General features: G+C 65.5%; 19 protein-coding genes. 16 read left to right on the top strand and 3 right to left on the bottom strand.

Features of this window, described 5'->3' with window-relative positions; genetic code table 11:
* Positions 1 to 8 precede the first annotated feature (8 nt).
* The 3 genes from ACSFB7_RS36230 (at position 9) to ACSFB7_RS36220 (ending at position 4,539) form a co-directional block, all read left to right on the top strand.
* Entirely contained in the window at positions 9 to 1,238 is a 1,230-nt protein-coding gene (locus tag ACSFB7_RS36230; RefSeq protein ID WP_435477164.1) for a nucleoside recognition domain-containing protein, read from the top strand.
* A 476-nt stretch (positions 1,239 to 1,714) separates the two neighbouring features.
* A complete protein-coding gene (locus ACSFB7_RS36225) occupies positions 1,715 to 1,984 on the top strand; it encodes a hypothetical protein (protein WP_435477163.1) in 270 nt (89 codons plus the stop codon).
* 503 nt (positions 1,985 to 2,487) lie between these two features.
* Complete coding sequence (locus tag ACSFB7_RS36220) at positions 2,488 to 4,539, top strand: hypothetical protein (protein ID WP_435477162.1); 2,052 nt, start codon at positions 2,488 to 2,490, stop codon at positions 4,537 to 4,539.
* 503 nt (positions 4,540 to 5,042) lie between these two features.
* Here ACSFB7_RS36220 and ACSFB7_RS36215 read toward each other — a convergent pair.
* Positions 5,043 to 7,052, bottom strand: coding sequence for an alkyl/aryl-sulfatase (locus tag ACSFB7_RS36215; RefSeq protein ID WP_435477161.1), 2,010 nt, complete (start codon positions 7,050 to 7,052; stop codon positions 5,043 to 5,045).
* A 110-nt stretch (positions 7,053 to 7,162) separates the two neighbouring features.
* Between ACSFB7_RS36215 and ACSFB7_RS36210 the strand changes: the two genes are divergently transcribed.
* The 3 genes from ACSFB7_RS36210 to ACSFB7_RS36200 are packed head-to-tail and all read left to right on the top strand — an operon-like array spanning position 7,163 to position 9,119.
* Positions 7,163 to 8,074: a LysR family transcriptional regulator gene (locus tag ACSFB7_RS36210; protein WP_435477160.1), complete on the top strand. Its 912-nt coding sequence runs from the start codon at positions 7,163 to 7,165 to the stop codon at positions 8,072 to 8,074.
* Between the two features lie 41 nt (positions 8,075 to 8,115).
* Positions 8,116 to 8,625 (top strand): flavin reductase family protein, encoded by a 510-nt coding sequence (locus ACSFB7_RS36205; protein WP_187113213.1) that lies wholly within the window; start codon positions 8,116 to 8,118, stop codon positions 8,623 to 8,625.
* Between the two features lie 14 nt (positions 8,626 to 8,639).
* A complete protein-coding gene (locus tag ACSFB7_RS36200; protein ID WP_435477159.1) occupies positions 8,640 to 9,119 on the top strand; it encodes a BON domain-containing protein in 480 nt (159 codons plus the stop codon).
* Between the two features lie 36 nt (positions 9,120 to 9,155).
* Here the strand turns inward: ACSFB7_RS36200 and ACSFB7_RS36195 are convergent, their stop codons facing one another.
* Positions 9,156 to 9,494: a DMT family transporter gene (locus ACSFB7_RS36195; RefSeq protein ID WP_435477158.1), complete on the bottom strand. Its 339-nt coding sequence runs from the start codon at positions 9,492 to 9,494 to the stop codon at positions 9,156 to 9,158.
* Positions 9,495 to 9,682: 188 nt separating this feature from the next.
* Between ACSFB7_RS36195 and ACSFB7_RS36190 the strand changes: the two genes are divergently transcribed.
* Both ACSFB7_RS36190 and ACSFB7_RS36185 read left to right on the top strand, forming a co-directional pair.
* On the top strand, positions 9,683 to 10,591 hold the full coding sequence (locus tag ACSFB7_RS36190; protein WP_435477157.1) for a DMT family transporter: 909 nt from the start codon (positions 9,683 to 9,685) through the stop codon (positions 10,589 to 10,591).
* A gap of 8 nt (positions 10,592 to 10,599) precedes the next feature.
* Complete coding sequence (locus ACSFB7_RS36185; protein WP_435477156.1) at positions 10,600 to 11,529, top strand: glutaminase; 930 nt, start codon at positions 10,600 to 10,602, stop codon at positions 11,527 to 11,529.
* 3 nt (positions 11,530 to 11,532) lie between these two features.
* Here the strand turns inward: ACSFB7_RS36185 and ACSFB7_RS36180 are convergent, their stop codons facing one another.
* The gene (locus ACSFB7_RS36180; RefSeq protein WP_435477155.1) at positions 11,533 to 12,525 is read right to left on the bottom strand and encodes an SDR family oxidoreductase; all 993 of its coding nucleotides are present in this window, start codon (positions 12,523 to 12,525) and stop codon (positions 11,533 to 11,535) included.
* Positions 12,526 to 12,620: 95 nt separating this feature from the next.
* On the opposite strand from ACSFB7_RS36180, the gene ACSFB7_RS36175 reads away from it, so the two are divergent.
* From ACSFB7_RS36175 to ACSFB7_RS36140, 8 genes are all read left to right on the top strand, one after another.
* Positions 12,621 to 13,568 (top strand): LysR family transcriptional regulator, encoded by a 948-nt coding sequence (locus ACSFB7_RS36175; protein ID WP_435477154.1) that lies wholly within the window; start codon positions 12,621 to 12,623, stop codon positions 13,566 to 13,568.
* The gene (locus ACSFB7_RS36170) at positions 13,565 to 14,053 is read left to right on the top strand and encodes a hypothetical protein (protein WP_435477153.1); all 489 of its coding nucleotides are present in this window, start codon (positions 13,565 to 13,567) and stop codon (positions 14,051 to 14,053) included. Before ACSFB7_RS36175 ends, ACSFB7_RS36170 begins: the two co-directional genes overlap by 4 nt.
* Positions 14,054 to 14,458: 405 nt before the next feature.
* Positions 14,459 to 15,652, top strand: coding sequence for an urea ABC transporter substrate-binding protein (urtA, locus tag ACSFB7_RS36165; RefSeq protein ID WP_435477152.1), 1,194 nt, complete (start codon positions 14,459 to 14,461; stop codon positions 15,650 to 15,652).
* A 13-nt stretch (positions 15,653 to 15,665) separates the two neighbouring features.
* Positions 15,666 to 16,568: an urea ABC transporter permease subunit UrtB gene (gene urtB, locus ACSFB7_RS36160; RefSeq protein ID WP_435477151.1), complete on the top strand. Its 903-nt coding sequence runs from the start codon at positions 15,666 to 15,668 to the stop codon at positions 16,566 to 16,568.
* Positions 16,569 to 16,572: 4 nt separating this feature from the next.
* A complete protein-coding gene (gene urtC / locus ACSFB7_RS36155; RefSeq protein WP_435477150.1) occupies positions 16,573 to 17,634 on the top strand; it encodes an urea ABC transporter permease subunit UrtC in 1,062 nt (353 codons plus the stop codon).
* A 29-nt stretch (positions 17,635 to 17,663) separates the two neighbouring features.
* Positions 17,664 to 18,431: an urea ABC transporter ATP-binding protein UrtD gene (gene urtD, locus ACSFB7_RS36150; protein WP_435477183.1), complete on the top strand. Its 768-nt coding sequence runs from the start codon at positions 17,664 to 17,666 to the stop codon at positions 18,429 to 18,431.
* 17 nt (positions 18,432 to 18,448) lie between these two features.
* The gene (gene urtE, locus ACSFB7_RS36145) at positions 18,449 to 19,138 is read left to right on the top strand and encodes an urea ABC transporter ATP-binding subunit UrtE (RefSeq protein ID WP_435477149.1); all 690 of its coding nucleotides are present in this window, start codon (positions 18,449 to 18,451) and stop codon (positions 19,136 to 19,138) included.
* A 46-nt stretch (positions 19,139 to 19,184) separates the two neighbouring features.
* A complete protein-coding gene (locus ACSFB7_RS36140) occupies positions 19,185 to 20,222 on the top strand; it encodes an aliphatic amidase (protein WP_187113202.1) in 1,038 nt (345 codons plus the stop codon).
* Position 20,223: the final 1 nt, after the last annotated feature.

Genomic DNA, 20,223 nt, shown 5'->3' with positions numbered 1-20,223 from the left:
AAAGAAACGTGCTCAACGGCTTGTGGCTGGGGTTCTTCGGGATGGCGGCGCTCGCGGCGCTGGGACGATGGCTGATCGGCGGCGATGCGACCGTGTTCGCGGCGCTGGTCGAAAGCCTGTTTGCGATGGCGCGGCTGGCGGTCGAGGTGATGGTGCTGCTGTTCGGCACGCTGACGCTGTGGCTGGGGTTCCTGCGCATCGCCGAGGCGGCCGGGCTGGTCGGCTGGCTGGCGCGGCTGCTCGGGCCCCTGTTCCGTCGCCTCATGCCGGGCGTGCCGGCGGGCCATCCGGCGCTCGGCCTCATCACCATGAACTTCGCGGCCAACGCGCTCGGGCTGGACAACGCGGCCACGCCCATCGGCCTGAAGGCCATGCGCGAACTGCAGCGGCTGAACCCCGATCCGGTCAGCGCCACCAACGCGCAGATTCTTTTTCTGGTGCTGAACGCTTCGTCGCTGACGTTGCTGCCCGTCACCATCTTCATGTACCGCGCGCAACAGGGCGCGCACGATCCGACGCTGGTGTTTCTGCCGATCCTGCTGGCCACGAGTGCGTCGACGCTGGTCGGGCTGCTGTCGGTGGCGTTCATGCAGCGGCTGCGGCTGTGGGACCCGGTGGTGCTGGCCTACCTGATTCCCGGCGCGCTGTTGCTCGGTGGCTTCATGGCGCTGCTGGGCACGCTGTCGGCGGCGGCCATTGCGTCGCTGTCGTCGTTGCTGGGCAACCTCACGCTGTTCGGCGTGATCATCGTGTTTCTGCTGGCCGGTGCGATCAGGCGCATCAAGGTCTACGAGTGTTTTGTCGAGGGCGCGAAGGAAGGCTTCGACATCGCGAAGAACCTGCTGCCCTACCTGGTCGCGATGCTGTGCGCGGTCGGTGTGCTGCGCGCTTCAGGCGCACTCGACTTCGCGCTCGATGGCCTGCGATGGCTGGTGCAGGCGGGCGGCTTCGACGCGCGCTTTGTCGACGCCATGCCCACCGCGCTGGTCAAGCCCTTCTCGGGCAGCGCGGCGCGCGCCATGCTGATCGAGACCATGAAGAGCCAGGGTGTCGACAGCTTCCCCGCGCTGGTGGCCGCCACCATCCAGGGCAGCACCGAGACCACCTTCTACGTGCTGGCTGTGTACTTCGGTGCGGTCGGCATCCAGCGTGCGCGGCATGCGGTGGCTTGTGCTCTGTTGGCTGAACTGGCGGGGGTTGTTGCGGCCATCGCGGTCTGCTATTGGTTCTTTGGGTAAGGCGTTCGCCGTCGTTCAGGGCGGCGCCCACGCCGACGGCGTGCTCCCCTCCGCGAATGTCCCCCGCTTCGCTCCTCCTTTATTTCGCTGCGGGGAGCACACCGTCGACGTGAGCGTTCAGCGCAGTCAGTGAACTGGCACGGCACGACACGGCACCCGTGAAGTCAGCGCGCGGCGCATTGCGGAAGCTGCATTTGTTGGCGGTCGCCGAGACTTCGTGCCGCGCGAAATCGCCATTGCGCTGTGCTCTTCTCTAAAGTGGTTGCCCCTGTCACTCAAAACCCCAACAAGGGGACACGGAAGGCGCCACACACACAAAGCATTGAATGTTTGAAGGCTGCTTGCCTCGCGGCAGGTTGTCGGTGCGAAAGCAGCGATGCAAATGCGAGGTATCAAAAGGCGACGGCCGAGGCGTTATCAGCACCCCGACCGTCTAACCAAAGACGTGCAATCACCTCAAAAGGAACCGCACAAAAATGGCTACCAAGACTATAGCCCGGCCCCGCACGCCGGTAGCTTCCGAAGACAACGCCCAAGACCCGGCGGATCTTCTCGAAAACACCCTCTCTCAACTCGAAGCCCTGCTGTGGGTCTGCCACGGGGAAGACATCGACTGGTGCAGCGGTGAAGGGCCTCGACAACTGGACAACCTGCTTTGGCTTGCGGCAGAACTGGCGCGCAAGGCCAGGGAGTTTTTTCAGATAAGCGAGAAGGCGCGACGCGCAGCGCCTGAGACCGGCGGTTAGCGGCTGGTCTGCGGGCCGCGTGTTTCGCGGCCCGCTCTGGCGAACGGGTTCTTTGGAGTACGACGGCTGAAGCCTTTGTGATGGAGGGAATTCGGTGCGGTTGAGGTTGCCTGTGGGGTAGGCCTTGGTGGCAGCCATGCGCTCCGTGCTGATCGTCGACAGACGATGCAAGCGGCTGCTTTGCAGCGGTTGCCGACATCGCACGGCCGCGCGCGAATGGGTACTATCGACCAGAAGCAGACAGTCGCCCGTCAGCACCGTGTGTTCGAAGATTGCATGCCGGATCGCAAGGCGCGAGAGCCAGACGTAGGCCCGAACATCATCATGATGGCGTTGTGGGGGCGCTCGATGTCCGGCTGTATGCTGGGGTAGGTGGCCGAGAGCTTCGAACTGCACTGAAGAACCCTCGGGCTGACACATGGTGGAAGTCGATCATGCGCTCGGCTAGAAGAATCGAAAGCCTCGCCCACTCGGGGCTCTCGCGTTGAAATACTGGAGCCACCGTGGGAGAGTTCGCAAAGCGCGTCCGCGCCAACAAGATTCAGGGCCCCCTGCGCAAAGGGTTCAATCCGCAGGCGTGGGCCAGCGCGCTTGAAGATTGTGGAAACCAACCCGAAGATCAGCGCCTGCATGCTGCCGGCCTCGAAATCAACAAGAAGCTATCCACCATTCGCGCCAATCTCAAGATTTCGACGAACAACGATCTCAACGCGACAACCAAGGTCCGTGCCCTTGTCGCGTGCTCGAACCACGACTACCGGATCCTCTCCGATAGGACGCCTGAGGTGCTCGAAGCGGCCACAGCCAAGCAAGTCGAGAACGGCGATGGCGAACCAGTGTTGATGCACAAGCTCATGGCGACAAAGGTGCGCCTCCCAGGCGGGGCTTCATATTCCCCGGACGCCGTCGCGGAGGGCTTGGTCGACGGCCTGCAGGTTCCGCTCCGCGTGATCCTCGAAGAGGACCCCAAACTCTCCGGGAACCTTCAAGTCTCGCTGGACTGGCGCGAAGCCATGTTTGAACTGAACCTCGGCCTGCTCTACCTACTCGCAGAAGATCTCTGGAACGACTGCGTTTGGAACGGCTATGAGCTGCAGGTCGAAGAAGGGTTGCGAAAGTTTCGCCCGACGAAACCGCGGTGGCAGGCGCGATACGCTATGGGACGAGCACGCGGGCGAAACCTTGCGGTCGAATTCATGAAGCAAGCGCTCGACGCTCAAAGTCAGTTCCCGCCGTTCGAGAAGGCGTTTCGGCCCGTTGTCGAAGATGTGAAAAGAATCGAAAAGATGGGGCGCCGGCAACAGCTTGTGCTCACGAAGACAGAAGACAGTTCAGAAGAACACAAGTACTTGCTTGCCCTCCGGGCCTACGCCACTGAGGACTACTACGAAGACTTGCTGGCAATGCCGCGCAAGGAGCTCGCAGGACTGACACTCGCAGACGCGATGAACGCGTGGACGATCATCAGCCGCTGTTCCGATCTGTTACTCGGCGCCGTCAAGCAACGGCACCAGTACACCAAGGATGATGAAGAAGATGACGGATCGAGCTGGCTGCCAGCGTACGTGCCGACACTACAGCGCGATGCCCTGATCGAAGGGTTCATGCAAGGTGGCAACGTCTCTCGAGCTGGGGCGATCGCCCTGCTGGAGTTCATGACCTACCGCGGGCGACAGGGGCAGGAGCTCTGGGCCCAACCCCTCGTCCCTGTGGGCCAGCAAACGCTAACGCCCGTGTTCGGCGCCGCACAAAGTCCGAACCTGCGCAGGATCGTGGACATCTGGCTTCGGCAGCTTGGCATTGATCTCGCGTTGCGAGGCCCTGCGTTCGAAAAGCATATTCGTGCGAAAGTGGCGGAGTCTATCGAACAGTCGCCGAAGCTGGCCGCGGTCTCCCAGTGCCTCGACAAATCATTCAGCTTCACCGCCCCGGGCGAGCAGACCGAGGAAGTGGACGTCGTATTCAGCATCGGCAGGCTGCTCTTCCTCTGTGAACTGAAATGCATTCTGGACCCGACGGAGCCGAAAGCGATTGCAATGCACCGGGAGACTTTGACCGCTGCGGCGGCCCAGATCACCCGCAAGGCGGCGGCCGCGAACAAGCACAAAGGCGAGATTCGCAAGACCCTCGGCCGGGCTGGATTCCTCCTGCCGGAAAACTTTGAAATCTGCACGCTGGTTGTGACCAACGGCGCCACGCAGACCGGTATGCCGATCGATGGCGTCCCGATTGTCGACGAGCTAATCATCGACAAATTCTTCGCAGGGGAGCTTGTAGATGCACGCCTCGAGGATCATGAAGGAAATGTGTTGAAGGAGACGAAGACGATCTTCTACACAGACGAAGAGACGGCCCAAGAAGGCGCGCAGTACTACTTCTTGAACCCGCAGGCCATGGTGTTTCTCCGGCAAGGGATCAAAGTCGCCTGGTACCCCCTCCACCCAGTAACGGACGATGACTGGGCTGGCGCATTCGCCATGGTCGAATGCGTGCCCAAGCTGCCGGCACACGTCGAGGCCGAGGTCTTTGGGGCTGCAGCGCAGGAACCCAACTAGGCAGGAGCCATCAAGGGTTCTTGCGCGAGCTACCTCGGCCCTGAATGTATGGAATGCTTAGCGCCGCCGTCAGGACGGCTCAAGTGCTCCAGCACGCACGAGCTTTGCGAGCGTCCTAACTAAAAATCGCGTGGTGCGTGAGAAAACGGGGTGTGGACGTACTTCCGGGCGTTGTGATGTCTGCTCAGGGCCCTGTGCCGCCATAAACCCAACCGTCACGGATGTCTGCCTTGCGGTCTGAAGCGGGCACTGAATGCAGTCATGCCAATGTCGACCGACGCCAACGCCAGCCTCCGGCGTTTCGCTTGCCTAGCGCCCGTCGCTCGCGAATCCGCCGCAGCGGTCGAATCGCCAACGCCACAGCCGCGCTCATCGTGCACAGGGCACCGGGTGCTCCCCGCAGCGAAATAAAGGAGGAGCGAAGCGGGGGACATTCGCGGAGGGGAGTACCCGGTGTCCTGTGCACGCGCCCCGAACAAGAGCGCTCAAACCCTCCAGCCGGCTTACTTCCGAGGCTCGACAACAGGAAACATCAGATCGAAGTTATCGAGCATCCCAAGCAGCTCACCAAGCTTGGCCCGGTTGCCATCGATCTTCACCAACCCGGACTGCACCGCCTCCGGAAAAGTCGTCTGCTTCAACGTGATCGCGTCCAGCGTCGCACGGCTCAGCGTGACGGTTGCGTCCGCACCGGCCACCTGCAGGTCCTTCAGATGCGTGAGCGCCGAGTTCTCCAGCGTCAGCACGAACTTCTGGTTCGAGTCGGTGAAGTTCCAGTTGATCACCATCGTCTTGCCTTCGGCCTTGGCCGCGTTCAGCCGCACACCGAGGAAGTCGAAGAACAGTTCATTGCTCACCGCCTTGAGCGTGTCGCCGTTCGAGCTGCTGCCACCCGGAATCTTCGGCACGCCATTGCGCAGCTCCATCGCGCCCACCAGATAAGCGCTGCGCCAGGTCCCGGCCTCCGACTGGTAGCCCATCTGTTCGAGCGCATCGGCACCGAGTTCGCGCGCCGCGCGATTGGCCGGGTCGGCATAGACCACCTGGCTCATCGCACTCGCCACCCACCGGTACTCGCCCTTCTTGAAATCTTCACGGGCCCGCGCAACCACCGCGTCGGCGCCGCCCATGTACTCGACCGTCTTCTTCGCCTGCGCGACCGGCGGCAGCGGGTTCAGGTTCGCGGGGTTGGCGTCGTACCAGCCCAGGTACTTCTGGTAGACCGCTTTGGCGTTGTGGCTCAGCGTGCCGTAGTAGCCACGTGCCGACCATTCCTTTTCCAGGCTCGCCGGCATGCGCAGCGTCTCGGCGATGTCGGCCGGGGTGTAGCCCTCGTTGAGCAGGCGCAGCGACTGGTCGTTGATGAACTTGTACATGTCGCGCTGCTTCTTCATCAGGTCGACGATGCGCGCCTGCCCGGTGGTGGGCCAGTGATGCTGGGCGATCAGCACGTCGGTCTTGTCGCCGAAGGCCACGCGCGCCTCGTCGATGTATTTGGCCCACAGGTTGCCGTCGCGCACCTCGGCGCCGCGGATCGTGTAGAGGTTGTGCATGTTGTGCGTCACGTCCTCCGCCATGTTGAGCACGCGGAACTGCGGCAGGTACATGAGCATTTCCGCCGGCGCCTCGGAGCCCGGCACGAGCTGGAACACGATCTCCACGCCGTCGATGGTGCGGCGCTCGGTGGTCTTGTCGATGGTCGAGGTGGGCGCGATCAGCGTGATGCTGCCGCGCGCGAGCGCCTTGCCCAGCCCGGTGTCGACCTGCCCGCGCACGCCCGGCGGCAGCAGCGAGCCGAACTGGTACTGCGAGCGCCGGTTCATCGCGTTGCCCGCGAGGATGTTCTCGGCCACCGCCGTTTCCATGAAGGCCACGGGCGCGATCACCTGCACCTTGCCGGCCGCCACGTCGGCCTCGGTGGTCACGCCCTTCACGCCGCCAAAGTGGTCGGCATGGCCGTGCGAATAGATCACCGTGCCGACCGGCTTCTTCGGCCTGTGCTGGTAGTACAGATCGAGCGCGGCGCGCGCGGTCTCGGCGGTGAGCAGCGGGTCGATGACGATCAGCGAGGTGTCGCCTTCGACGATGGTCATGTTCGCAAGGTCGAAGCCGCGCACCTGGTACACGCGGTCGGTCACCTTGAACAGGCCATGGATGGCATTGAGCTGGGCCTGGCGCCACAGGCTCGGGTTGACGGTGTCGGCCGGCTCGTTCGCCTTCAGGAAGTCGTAGGGCTTCATCGTCCACACGGGGCGCGGGCCGGTGCCGGGCACCAGCGCATCGGGCACGGTGCCGATGAAGCCACGCGTCGCGTCCTCGAAGTCCTGGCGGTTGGCAAAGGGCAGCGTCTTCGCCATGTCGGCGTTGGCCTTCAGCGTTGCGGGCTCGGGCGGCTTGGGTGCGATCTGCTGTGCGGCGGCGGATGCGGCGCCCAGCGCGCAGGCCACGGCGAAAGCCACGGCACCAAGAGAAGGAGCGCCTGCCGGCGCGCGGGTCGAACGGTCACGGGTCATCGATGGGGCCTGTCTGGGGTTGGCTGTTGAGCGGAGAAGATTCATTCTCCGAAGCACAGGAACCATTGGCAAATGCAAAATATGACGTTCCTTTTTAACTAAACCGCAAAATGCAGTTGCGTCAGCTCCAGCACCTCCTGGCCCTTGCCGAGCAGGGCAGCTTCGGTCGCGCGGCGCAGGCGGTGCACCTGTCGCAGCCCGCGCTCTCGCGCAGCATCGACAACCTCGAAGAAGGCTTGCAGGCGCGCCTGATCGATCGCGCCTACGGCACCGTGCGCTTCACGCAGGCCGGTGAACTGGTGCTGGCCCGCGCCCGCGAACTGCTGGCCGATGCGCAGCAGATCGAGCGCGACGTGCTGCAGCTCGAAGGCCTGGCCATCGGCAGCCTCAACGTGGGGCTTGGCCCATTCGCCGCCGGCATGCTGGGGCGCGTGGCGCTGTCGCTCATGACCCAGCGCCACCCCCAACTGCTGATGCGCATGGAAGTGGCCGACACCACCACGCTGTGCGAGCGCCTGCACCGGCGCCAGCTCGACCTGTTCATTGCCGACACGCGCGACCTGAAGAAGCCGCCCGGCCTGAAGCTGGTGCGCCTGCCCAACGTGCCGGTGTCGTTCTTCGTGCAGCCGAAGCACCCGCTGCGCAAGTTGAAGCAGGTGACGCTCGAAAAAGCCATGGACTACCCCGTGGCCGGCCCCAACCTGCCGGCCGAGGTGGCGACGCATTTCGACAGGCAGATCAAGCGCACCGACCGCGGCGTCTTCAACGTGGTCTGCGACGACCCCGGCACGCTGCAACACCTGGCGCTGAACGCCAACGCGGTGATCCTTGCGCCCAACGCGCCGGCCCTGAACCCCGAGACCGAGTCGCTCGTGCCGCTGCCAATCGTCGGCTTGGCACGCATGCTGACGCACTACAGCCTGGTCACGCTGGCGGGGCGCACGCCTTCGGCCGCCGCCACCGTCTATACCCGCCTCGTGACAGAGTTGATGGACCCGGCCCAGCAGGGCGCCGGGCGCTGAGCCAAAATGACCCTCTTGCCTTCCACCGCCCTGCCCTTTCCGTGACCACTCCCCGCCGGGCCCAGCCGCCCACTTTTTCGCCTGACGAGTTTCGTGAAGCGCTCGGCATGTTCGCCACCGGCGTGACCATCGTCACCGCGCGCGCGGCCGACGGCACGCTGGTCGGCCTGACCGCCAACTCCTTCAATTCGGTGTCGCTCGCGCCGCCGCTGGTGCTGTGGAGCCTGGCCCGCGCGGCCGCCTCGATGGCCGCGCTGAGCACGGGCTCGCACTACACCGTCAACATCCTGGCCGCCAACCAGAAGGCGCTGGCCACGCGCTTCGCCACCAAGGACATCGACCGCTGGGCCGAGGTCGAGTTCACCGAGGGACTGGGCGGCGCACCGGTGCTGGTGGGCGCCGCGGCCAGCTTCGAGTGCTTCAATCGCAGCCGCTACGACGAAGGCGACCACGTGATCTTCGTCGGCGAGGTCGAGCGCTGCACGCGCGACGCCGGCGCCTCGCCGCTGCTGTTCCACGGCGGGCGCTTCTACACGGAACATCCCTTGTGAGGCACGCTGCGCTCATGTCCGTCCTGCTGCTTGCCGCGCAGACCGTCATGGCGCAGGAAGCGGCGGGGCCGCTCAAGCAGAACTGGTTCGACGACCCGTTCTTCCCCGTGTCATCAGGCCTGCCCGCATGCCCGATGCCCGAAGGGCCTTTCTATACCGCCGAAGAGCGGCGCATCCAGATCCACTCGCGGCTGGAGCGCGGCACCAGTTGCTGGCTCGCCGGCAAGTGCACCGACAGCAATGCCTACCGCTACGACAAGCCGCTCGCGCCCAAGGTGCGCGCCGCGCTGCAGGCAGTGCCGGGCGTGCGCGGCAGCAGCGTGTGGGTGATGGTGCAGCGCCGCTGGGTCTACCTGCAGGGCTGCGTGCCCAACGCCGCGCTGGCCAAGAAGCTAGAACGCGCGGCGCGCGCCCTGCCTGACGTCGAGGCCGTGGTGCCCGACCTGATGGTCGGCACACGCGGCAAGCCGCCGTATCCGCTGGCCGGCCCCTGACGCACTGCTGCTGCCGCTGCCGCGCGAAACGGCGGATCAGGCTTGCTGCGTTTCCAGGTTGAGCACGACCACGCCGGCAACGATCAACACGAGGCCGAGAGTCCGCGGCAGCGTCACCGCCTCGCCGAACCAGAGCATGCCGAGCGCCGCCGTCAGCGCCGTTCCGCAGCCCGCCCACACCGCGTACGCCAGTCCGACGTCGAGCTGCCGGATAGCGAGCGACATGAGCCAGATGGCCAGCGCATACGAAGCCCCGACCACCAGCGACGGCGCCAGGCGCGTGAACCCGTCCGCATATCGAAGCGCCATCGTTCCAGCCACCTCGGCCACGACACTGGCCGCAAGCAGCAGCCACGAGAAGGTCTGCAGACCCATGAGATACCTCCAGCACCCCGCACCTGTACCGGATGCGGGGCCGCGGGAAGGAGCGGTACCCGAGACGAAAGCCGATGCTAGCGGAGGCGATGCGGCACCGGTGCACGACAACGCACGCCACGCGCTACGATGACCGGCCCTGGGCCTTCCTGCCTTGCGCAAGACAGAGCCCGCCAGATGAGACACGAATGATCCAGCGCAAGACCCACCTCGACTCCCTCGCCATCGGCCTGCTGATCGCCTGTTGCGCGTTCTGGGGCCTGCAGCAGATCCTCATCAAGACAACAGTGGCCGAGGTGCCGCCGATGTGGCAGGCCTCGATCCGCATGATCGGCGCCACCCTGCTGCTGTGGCTGTGGTGCGCGTGGCGCGGCGTGCCGCTGTTCGAGCGCGACGGCACGCTGTGGCCCGGCCTGCTCGCGGGCCTGCTGTTCTCGGGCGAGTTCGCCGGCATCTACCTGGGGCTGCAGCACACCAGCGCCTCGCGGCTCACGGTGTTCCTGTACACCGCGCCCTTCTGGGTGTCGCTGCTGCTGCCGCGCTGGGTGCCGGCGGAGCGGTTGCGCGGCTTTCAATGGCTGGGCCTGTTCATCGCGTTCGCGGGCGTGGTGCTGGCCTTCAGCGAAGGCTTCGGCCACATGAGTTCGTCGCAACTGATCGGCGATGCGATGGGCCTGGCGGCCGGCATGCTCTGGGGGCTGACCACGCTGACGCTGCGCACCACGAAGCTGGCCACGGCCAGCGCCGAAAAAACGCTGTTCTATCAAGTGGCCGTGACGGCGGCGGTGTGCCCGGTGCTGTCGCTGGTGCTCGGCGAGCACTGGGGTTTTTCGTACTCGGCCTGGGCCTGGACCTCCATCGGCCTGCAGACGGTGATCGGCGCGTTCGCGAGCTACCTCACCTGGATGTGGCTGCTGCGGCACTACCCGGCCACGCAGATGTCGTCCTTCACCTTTCTCACGCCGCTGTTCGCGCTGGTGTTCGGCGTGGTGCTGCTCAAGGAGCCGCTCACGGCGCAACTGATCGTGGCGCTGATCGGCGTGGCACTGGGCATCGTGCTGGTCAACCGGCGCCCCGATACCCAACGCACTGCATGACCCCCGCCATGAAATTCCAGCCCATCCTCGACGAGATCGTCGCCACCCTGCGCCCGCAACTCGGCCAGGACGGCACCGTGGCCAGCTACATCCCGGCGCTGGCACGCGTCGATGCGCGGCAGTTCGGCATTGCGCTGCGCACCTGCGCTGGCGAAGAAGCGGGCGCGGGCGATTTCGAAACGCCCTTCTCGATCCAGAGCGTCTCGAAGCTCTTCACGCTCACGCTCGCGATGCAGCACGTGGGCGACGCGCTGTGGGAGCGCATCGGACGCGAGCCCTCGGGCAATCCGTTCAACTCGCTGGTGCAGCTCGAAAACGAACAGGGCAAGCCGCGCAATCCCTTCATCAATGCCGGCGCCATCGCGGTGGCCGACCGGCTCGTGAGCCAGGCGCTGGCCACCGGCGGCAGCGCCAAGGCCGACATCCTCGCGCTGATGCGCAGCCTGTGCGGCGAGCCTATCGGCTTCGACGACGAAGTGGCGCAGTCGGAAGCCGACACCGGCTTTCGCAACTTCGCGCTGGCCAACTTCATGAAGAGCTTCGGCAAGCTCGACAACGACGTCGCCACGGTGCTCGACGTCTACTTCCACCAGTGCGCGCTGCGCATGAGCTGCCGCCAGCTCGCACGCGCCGCCGCCTTCCTGTGCCGCGATGGCGCACACCCCATCGACGGCGAGCCCGAGATCACCGGCGAGCGGCAGACCCGGCGCATCAATTCGCTGATGCTGACCTGCGGCACCTACGACGCGGCGGGCGACGTGGCTTTTTCCATCGGCCTGCCCTGCAAGAGCGGCGTGGGCGGCGGCATCGTGGCCGTGGTGCCCGACAAGCTCACGCTTTGCGTGTGGTCGCCGGCGCTCGATGCGACCGGCAATTCGCTGCTGGGCATGAAGGCGCTCGAACTGTTCGTCGCGCGCACGGGCCTGTCGGTGTTCTAAGTTTTACGCGGTCACTGCCACCGGCGCAGTGCCAAGGCTGCCCATGCCGTCGAGCGCGGCTTCCACCGCCTCTTCGAGCGGCGTGTGCGGCTCGCGCCCGAGAAAGGCCACCAGCTTCGCGTTGTCCATCTGCACCGGTGTCTGCCACAGGTAGCGCATCTCGCGCATTTCGCGAAAGGTGGTGACGAAGGGCGAGGCCAGCGTGAGCAGCCACCACGGAAAGGCCGACACGCGCGGCGCTGGTGCACCCGTGCGGCGCGCCACCACCTTGCGGATCGCACCGCTCATGCGCGTGCCATCTGCGTCCCATTGGCCGGCCATGTGAAAGCGCGCGAAGGGCTCCAGCCTGTCGCGGCGCGCCAGCAGCTCGACCATGGTACGTGCCACGTCCGGCAGGTAAGACCACTGGTGCCCCATGCCGGGCCGGCCGGGGTAGCTCACGGCCTTGACCGGCAGCCCCGCCTTCACCAGCCCCTGCGAGAACCAGTTGTTGCCCGGCTTCGGGCCGAAGAAGTCGCCGGCACGCACGATCAGCACGCGGACCCCGCCTTCGCGGCTGGCGTCTTCAAGGCGCTTTTCCATCTCGACCCGGATCGCGCCCTTGCGCGTGACCGGGTGCTGCGGCGAATCTTCCTTCAGCAGCGGAAAGGCATCGGGGCCGAAGTTGTAGACCGCGCCCGGCAGCACGATGGTCGCGCCTTCGGCCTTGGCAGCGGCAATGGTGTTGTCGAGCATCGGCAGCACCAGCTGTGCCCAGCCCCGGTAGCCGGGCGGGTTGACCGCATGCACGATGACCGAGCAGCCCTTCGCGGCCTGTCGCACGGCCTGCGCGTCCATCGCGTCGCCGGCGAACCAGGTGATGCCGTCCCTTTTGCCTTCGGTGGCGCCGCGCTTGAGCGCCCGCACCTGCCAGCCCGCGTCGCACAGTTGGCGAGCCACCTCGCCGCCGATGCCACCCGTGGCGCCCAGAACCAGAACCGTGTCGTTGCGTGCCATGAAATGCTCCAGAACAGTTGTCGATGGGTGAATTCTGGAACCGGACGGGTTGGATTGGAATTGCCGAACATGAGCCAGCAGCTATACATTTATGCATGACTCCAGACATCGGCTGGGAGCTGTACCGCTCCTTCCTCAGCGTGCTGCGCGAGGGTTCTCTTTCAGGCGCGGCGCGCGCGCTGGGCATCACGCAGCCCACGGCCGGGCGCCACGTGGCCGCGCTCGAAGAAGCGCTGGGCGTGGTGCTCTTCACGCGCTCGCAGGTCGGGCTGCTGCCCACCGACATCGCGCTGGCGTTGCGCACCCATGCCGAGGCCATGGAAAGCACCGCCGCGTCGCTGGCGCGCGCGGCCACCAGCCAGGGCGAAGGCGTGCGCGGCGTGGTGCGGGTGTCGGCCAGCGAGGTGATCAGCGTCGAGGTGCTGCCGCCCATCGTCGCGCGGCTGCGCGAGGCGCATCCGGCGCTGAAGGTCGAGCTGGTGGCAACGAACCGCGTGCAGGACCTGCTGCGGCGCGAGGCCGACATCGCCGTGCGCATGGTGCGCCCCAGGCAAGAGCAACTGGTGGCGCGGCGCATCGGGCAGATCGAACTTGGCTTTCATGCGCACCGCGACTACCTTGCGCGCCACGGCACGCCGCGCAAGTTCGAAGAACTGTCGGACCATGCAGTGATCGGCTACGACCAGCCCTCGGCCTTCGTGCGCAGCGCAGGCAAGGCATTCAAGGGCTACGGCCGCGACACCTTCTCGCTGCGCACCGACAGCGACCTGGCGCAACTGGCGTTGATCCGCGCCGGTGCGGGCATCGGCATCTGCCAGGTCGGGCTGGCCCGGCGCAGCGACACGCTGGTGCGCCTGATGCCGCGCATCTTCTCGATGAAGCTGGAGACCTGGATCACGATGCATGAAGACCTGCGCAACAGCCCGCGCTGCCGCGTGGCCTTCGATGCGCTGGTCGAAGGATTGCAACAGTACGTGGGCGCGTCGGAACCGGCCAAGGCACAGGGGAAAATAGCCCGCGCACGAACCCAAAAGACCGAATGACAGACTCAGCAGACAACGACCTCCCCCTCCAGGAACCCCGCCTCTGGCGCGACGAACTCTGGACCGCCCGCGTCATCAAGAACGAAGAAGACGACGGCTGGGCCGTGGAGATGACCCGCCTGGGCGACCCCGAGCCCGCGCTCGTCGGCCCCTGGACGATGGGCCGCGACAAGAAGAACCCCAAGCCGCTCGACGGCCCCGCCTTCTCGACGCTGGTGAAGACCGCCGCCGAAGTCATCCGCCGCCACGAGCAGCAACTGCACGCCTCGCTCAACAAGAGCGTGACCGTCACCGCGCGCGACGACCGGCGCATCCGCGTGTCGCTGTCCATCGTGCCCGACGAGGACAACCCCTCGGCCACGCTCAGCGCGCACGACGATGACGACGACTCGGAACTGGCCAGCGTCAATGTCTCGCCCGCCTTCAAGCTCACGGCGTCCAGCGCCACGGCCTGGATCGAAGCGGATTTCGCACGTCCTCGCTGATCGCATCCACCGGAGACATTGCGCGCGAATAACACACGCCCTGCGCTTTCGCCAATTAGCGAAAAAGCGTATGTTCACACCGGGGTGAGTTGAGAAGAATCCGCCCCAACGAGCAATCGTTACCAGTCATACGACACCCGCTGCCAGTGCTGCCAGCGAGGCGTCGGGCAATAAAGCCCGAATCGGTTTCAACACCGGTTCGGGCTTTTTTGTTTTTTCGGTCGCAACGAAGCCTTTTCAAAACGGATGCGCGTCATCCGGGGGCGGAGCTTTGCCCGAAGAAAAACCGGTGACGTTCCAAGCTCGTTTGCAGGAGCCGCGCGGCGGGAGGAGACACCCAATGCACGGCTTCGAAGGTCGGATGTTCCTGATGACTCGCACAAACACAAAGCAAAGGAATTTGACATGACGAACCCCTTCAACCGCCGCCAGATCGTGAAGACCGGCGGCTCGATGATCGTGCTGAGCGCCGCGGGCAGCGTGGCCCGGCTGGCCGCCGCGCAGGACGGCAACACCGTGAAACTCGGCCTGCTGCATTCGCTCTCGGGCACCATCGCCATCGCCGAGGCCTCGCTGGTCGATGCAGAAAAGCTCGCCATCGAAGAGATCAACGCCGCCGGCGGCGTGATGGGCAAGAAGATCGAGGCCGTGGTGGAAGACGGCGCCAGCGAGAACCCGGTGTTCGCCGAGAAGGCGCGCAAGCTGCTGGAGCGCGACAAGGTCGCGGCCATCATCGGCTGCTACACCTCGGCCTCGCGCAAGGCGCTGCTGCCGGTGCTCAACCAGGCCAAGGGGCTGCTGTTCTACCCGACCTACTACGAAGGCCAGGAGCAGGACAAGCGCGTGTTCTATCCCTCGCAGGAGGCCACGCAATCGGTGATCGCGGCAGTCGAATGGATGGCGCGCGAGAAGGGCAAGAGCTTCTTCCTGGTGGGCTCCGACTACATCTATCCGCGCACCTGCAACAAGATCGCGAAGCCGGCCATCACCAAGGCCGGCGGCAAGGTGGTGGGCGAGGAATACGCGCCGCTGGGCCACACCGAGTTCTCCTCGATCATCAACAAGATCAAGGCCGCCAAGCCCGACTGCATCTACAGCACGGTGGTGGGCGGCTCCAACGTGGCGCTCTACAAGCAGCTGCGCGCGGCCGGGCTCGATGGCGCCAAGCAGGTGCTGCTGTCCACCGTGGTGTCGGAGAACGAGATCGAGGGCATCGGCAAGGACAACGCCGCCGGCTACTACGCCTGCATGGGCTACTTCCAGAGCATCAAGTCGCCGGCCAACGAGAAGTTCGTGAAGGCCTTCAAGGCGAAGTACGGGCAAGACCGCGTGATCGGCGACCCGATGGAGGTCGCCTACAACTGCGTGTACCTGTGGAAGGCGGCTGTCGAGAAGGCGAAATCATTCGACGTCGACAAGGTCACGGCCGCCGCGGCCGGCGTGGAACTCGATGCGCCCGAAGGCACGGTGCGCGTGCACGCCACCAACCACCACGTGTGGAAGAAGGTGCGCGTGGGCCGTGCGCGGCCCGACGGCCAGTTCGACATCGTGTGGGAATCGCCGCAGCTGGTCGAGCCCAACCCCTTCCCCAAGGTCTGAGCCGGACGCCGACATGAATTTCGACATCGCGGTGATGCAGGTCTTCAACGGCGTGAGCCTGTTCACCATCCTGCTGCTGATGGCCATCGGGCTGGCCATCGTCTTCGGCCTGATGGGCGTCATCAACATGGCGCACGGCGAGCTGATGGCGCTGGGCGCCTACATGACCTACCTGGCGGCGCGCTTCTTCGAGCACTTCGCGCCGGGCTGGATGGACCTGTACCTGTTCGCCGCGATTCCGTTCGCGTTCGGCGTGACCTTCGCGTTCGGCTATGTGCTGGAGCGCGGCTTCATCCGCTTCTTCTACGACCGGCCGCTGGACACCCTGCTCGCGACCTGGGGCCTGAGCCTCATGCTGCAGCAGGCCTACCGCTCGGTCTTCGGCGCGCAGGAAGTGAGCGTGCCGCTGCCCTCGTGGCTCGCGGGAGCGTGGGAACCGACGGCGGGCATCCAGTTGCCGCTGACGCGCATCTTCATCGTGGGGCTGACGGCCATCGTCGCCATCGGCGTGTACCTGCTGCTGTACCGCACGCCATGGGGGCTGAAGGTACGCGCGGTGACGCAGAACCGCGCGATTGCGGGCGCGGTGGGCATCGACACGCACCGCGTCGATGCGATGACCTTCGCGCTGGGCTCCGGGCTTGCGGGCATCGCGGGCGCGGTGTTCACGATGATCGGCTCGACCAACCCCGGCACCGGCCAGCTCTACATCGTCGACTCGTTCATCGTGGTGGTGTTCGGCGGCGTGCAGAGCCTGATCGGCACTGCGCTGTCGGGCTTTGCCATCGCGCAGTCGCAGACCTGGCTCGAATACCTGATGAGCGGCTCGATGGCCAAGGCGACCATCCTGCTGCTGGTGATCGCGGTGCTGTACTTCCGGCCCAACGGGCTGTTCGCGACGCGGTCGAGGAGCTGACGGCATGGGCATGAAGAAGCTTTCTCCCCAACGCAGGAGCGACCTCGCCGGCATGGCGGCCGTGTTGCTGCTGCTGGCCGTGGTGCTGCCGCTCACGCTCGACCCGTTCCGCCTGAACCTCGTGAGCAAATACCTGGCCTTCGCGTTCGTCGCGGTCGGCGTGGTGCTCACCTGGGGCTACGGCGGTGTGCTCAGCCTGGGCCAGGGCATGTTCTTCGGCCTGGGCGGCTACATGATGGCGATGTTCCTCAAGCTCGAAGCCTCCGCGCCCGAGCTGCCGGACTTCATGGTGTGGAGCAGCGTCGACCAGTTGCCTTCGTGGTGGATTCCCTTCCACTCGCTGGGCTGGACCGTGGTCGGCGTGCTCGCGATTCCGGCGGTGCTGGCGTATGTGTTCTCGTACGCCATCTTCAAGCGGCGCGTGAGCGGCGTGTACTTCGCGATCGTCACGCTGTCGCTGGCGCTCACGCTCACCGTGGTGGTGATCGGCCAGCAGGGCGACACCGGCGGTGCCAACGGCATCACCGATTTCCGCACGCTGCTGGGCTGGGACATCACGGGCGACGATGCCAAGCGCGTCATGTACTTCGTCGAGGTGCTGGCCATCGCGCTGGTGATGGCGGTGTCGCTGCTCATCGTGCGCAGCCGCTTCGGCAAGATCCTGATCGCCATCCGCGACCGCGAAGACCGCGTGCGCTTCAGCGGCTACAACACGGCGCACATGAAGGCCTTCGTGTTTGCGGTGGCGGCGGTGCTGTCGTCCATCGGCGGGGCGTTCTACAGCCTGCAGGTGGGGCTGATCGCACCGGGCGTGATCGGCGTGGTGGCCTCGGTGGAAATGGTGATCTACGCGGCGGTCGGCGGGCGGCTGTCGATTCCCGGCGCGGTGATCGGCGCGCTGCTCATCGGCTTTCTCAAGTCGTACCTGTCGGAGACCTTTCCCGAAGGCTGGCTGTACTTCCTGGGCGCCGTCTTCATCCTCGTGGTGTGGGCCATGCCGAACGGGCTCGCGGGCCTGGGCCAGAAGCTGCTGGCGCGCCGGCGCGGCGCGGAGGCTGCGCCATGAACGCCACGATGACCCTGCCCCACAACGGCATGCCGCAGGCGGCCACCGGCTTCTCGCACTCGAACGAGCAGATCCTGCGCGTGGAAGACCTCACCGTGTCCTTCGATGGCTTCAAGGCGGTGGACGGCCTGAGCCTGTCGGTCGAGCGCAATGAGCTGCGCGTGATCATCGGGCCGAACGGCGCGGGCAAGACCACGCTGCTGGACATGATCTGCGGCAAGACCAAGCCGAGCGCGGGCCGTGTGCTGTTCAACGGCCAGGACCTGGGGCGCCTGAATGAATACGAGATCGTGCGCGCCGGCGTGGGCCGCAAGTTCCAGACGCCCTCGGTCTACGAAGACCTCACGGTGCTGGAGAACTTCGAGATCTCGCTGCCGCGCATGCACGGCCTGCTGCAGTCACTGACCTTTCGCCGCACGCCCGCGCTGCGCGAGCGCATCGATGCGATGGCCGAGCAGGTCTTTCTGAGCGATCGCATCAACCACCGCGCCGGACAGCTCAGCCACGGACAGAAGCAGTGGCTGGAGATCGGCATGCTGCTGATGCAGGAGCCCGAGCTGTTGCTGCTCGACGAGCCCGTGGCCGGCATGAGCCCGCGCGAGCGCGAGCAGACCGGCGACCTGCTGCGGCGCATCTCGGCGGGCAAGTCGGTGGTCGTGATCGAGCACGACATGGACTTCGTCAAGCGCATCGCGCACCGCGTGACGGTGCTGCACCAGGGGCGCGTGCTGAGCGAAGGCACTGCCGCCGAAGTGCAGGCCGATCCGCGCGTGATCGACGTGTACCTCGGCCATTGAGCGAAGGAGTCAATCAGATGCTCGAAGTCTCCGAACTCAACGTGGCGTATGGCGAATCCCACGTCATCCGCGATGTGTCATTGCGCGTCGCGCCCGATGAAGCGGTCGCCATCATGGGCCGCAACGGCATGGGCAAGACCACGCTGCTGAAGTCGCTCATCGGCCTCTTGCCCGCGCGTGGCGGCAGCATCCGCCTGGGTGGTGCCGACATCACGAAGCTGCCGAGCTACCAGCGCGTGGCGCAGGGCCTGGCCTTCGTGCCACAGGGGCGCATGGTGTTTCCGTTTCTCACGGTGGAACAGAACATCCTGTCGGGTGCCGCGAAGTCGGGCCACCGCACGGTGCCCGACTACCTCTACAGGTTCTTCCCGGTGCTCAAGGACATGAAGCAGCGCCGCGCCGGCAACCTCTCGGGCGGGCAGCAGCAGATGCTGGCGATTGCACGCGCGCTGATCTCGGAGCCGAAGCTGCTGATCCTCGACGAGCCGACCGAGGGCATCCAGCCTTCGATCATCAAGGAGATCGCGCAGACGCTGAACGTGCTGCGCGCCGAGCGCGGCTTCGCCATCGTGGTGTCGGAGCAGGTGCTGAGCTTCGCGCTCGACCTGGCCGACCGCTTTCTCGTCATCGACCGCGGGCGCCTCGTGCACGACGAAGCGCGCGCGACGCTCGACCAGGACAAGGTCAGGTCTTTCCTGACCGTGTGAGACCCCTTCCCCATTTCCCCTTCAACCACCCTTCAGGAGCAGCGTCATGAGACATGGTGATATTTCGAGCAGCAACGATTGCGTTGGCGTCGCGGTCGTCAACTACAAGATGCCCCGCCTGCACACCAAGGCCGAGGTGCTGGACAACGCCCGCAAGATCGGCGAGATGCTGGTCGGCATGAAGCGGGGCCTGCCGGGCATGGACCTGGTGGTGTTCCCCGAGTACTCCACGCACGGGATCATGTACGACACCAAGGAGATGTACGACACCGCCGCCACCGTGCCCGGCGAAGAGACCGAAATCTTTGCGGACGCCTGCCGCCGCGCCAACGTGTGGGGCGTGTTCTCTCTGACCGGCGAGCGGCATGAGGAGCATCCGAACAAGGCGCCCTACAACACGCTGATCCTCATGAACAACAAGGGCGAGATCGTCCAGAAGTACAGAAAGATCATGCCGTGGGTGCCCATCGAGGGCTGGTACCCGGGCGACTGCACCTATGTGAGCGAAGGCCCCAAGGGCATGAAGATGAGCCTGATCATCTGCGACGACGGCAACTACCCCGAGATCTGGCGCGACTGCGCAATGCGCGGCGCCGAACTCATCATCCGCTGCCAGGGCTACATGTACCCGGCCAAGGAACAGCAGATCCTGGTGTCGAAGGCCATGGCCTTCATGAACAACACCTACGTGGCGGTGGCCAACGCAGCGGGCTTCGACGGCGTGTACTCGTACTTCGGCCACTCGGCGCTGATCGGCTTCGACGGCCGCACGCTGGGCGAATGCGGCGAGGAAGAGATGGGCATCAACTACGCCGAACTGTCGATGGGCCTGATCCGCGACGCGCGCAAGAACGGCCAGTCGCAGAACCACCTGTTCAAGCTGGTGCACCGCGGCTACACGGGCACCATCAACTCGGGCGACGGCGACAAGGGCGTGGCGGCTTGCCCCTTCAATTTCTACACGCAGTGGATCAACGACCCCGAGGGCACGCGCGAGCGGGTGGAGTCGTTCACACGCACCACGGTCGGCACGCCCGAGTGTCCGATCGAGGGCATTCCGAACGAGCCCGCGAAGCATCGTTGAG

It is taken from the genome of Variovorax raffinosi (genome assembly GCF_051216615.1).
In the GTDB taxonomy this organism is placed as follows: domain Bacteria; phylum Pseudomonadota; class Gammaproteobacteria; order Burkholderiales; family Burkholderiaceae_C; genus Variovorax.
Note: the sequence above shows the minus strand (reverse complement) of the source record. Positions and strands in the feature narration are given on the sequence as shown.

Coding starts and splice junctions, on each gene's coding strand:
- ACSFB7_RS36225 (WP_435477163.1), top strand. CDS start 1,715: ATGGCTACCAAGACTATAGCCCGGCCCCGCACGCCGGTAGCTTCCGAA.
- ACSFB7_RS36215 (WP_435477161.1), bottom strand. CDS start 7,052: ATGACCCGTGACCGTTCGACCCGCGCGCCGGCAGGCGCTCCTTCTCTT.
- ACSFB7_RS36210 (WP_435477160.1), top strand. CDS start 7,163: ATGCAGTTGCGTCAGCTCCAGCACCTCCTGGCCCTTGCCGAGCAGGGC.
- ACSFB7_RS36200 (WP_435477159.1), top strand. CDS start 8,640: ATGTCCGTCCTGCTGCTTGCCGCGCAGACCGTCATGGCGCAGGAAGCG.
- ACSFB7_RS36195 (WP_435477158.1), bottom strand. CDS start 9,494: ATGGGTCTGCAGACCTTCTCGTGGCTGCTGCTTGCGGCCAGTGTCGTG.
- ACSFB7_RS36190 (WP_435477157.1), top strand. CDS start 9,683: ATGATCCAGCGCAAGACCCACCTCGACTCCCTCGCCATCGGCCTGCTG.
- ACSFB7_RS36185 (WP_435477156.1), top strand. CDS start 10,600: ATGAAATTCCAGCCCATCCTCGACGAGATCGTCGCCACCCTGCGCCCG.
- ACSFB7_RS36180 (WP_435477155.1), bottom strand. CDS start 12,525: ATGGCACGCAACGACACGGTTCTGGTTCTGGGCGCCACGGGTGGCATC.
- ACSFB7_RS36175 (WP_435477154.1), top strand. CDS start 12,621: ATGACTCCAGACATCGGCTGGGAGCTGTACCGCTCCTTCCTCAGCGTG.
- ACSFB7_RS36170 (WP_435477153.1), top strand. CDS start 13,565: ATGACAGACTCAGCAGACAACGACCTCCCCCTCCAGGAACCCCGCCTC.
- urtA (WP_435477152.1), top strand. CDS start 14,459: ATGACGAACCCCTTCAACCGCCGCCAGATCGTGAAGACCGGCGGCTCG.
- urtB (WP_435477151.1), top strand. CDS start 15,666: ATGAATTTCGACATCGCGGTGATGCAGGTCTTCAACGGCGTGAGCCTG.
- urtC (WP_435477150.1), top strand. CDS start 16,573: ATGGGCATGAAGAAGCTTTCTCCCCAACGCAGGAGCGACCTCGCCGGC.
- urtD (WP_435477183.1), top strand. CDS start 17,664: ATGCCGCAGGCGGCCACCGGCTTCTCGCACTCGAACGAGCAGATCCTG.
- urtE (WP_435477149.1), top strand. CDS start 18,449: ATGCTCGAAGTCTCCGAACTCAACGTGGCGTATGGCGAATCCCACGTC.
- ACSFB7_RS36140 (WP_187113202.1), top strand. CDS start 19,185: ATGAGACATGGTGATATTTCGAGCAGCAACGATTGCGTTGGCGTCGCG.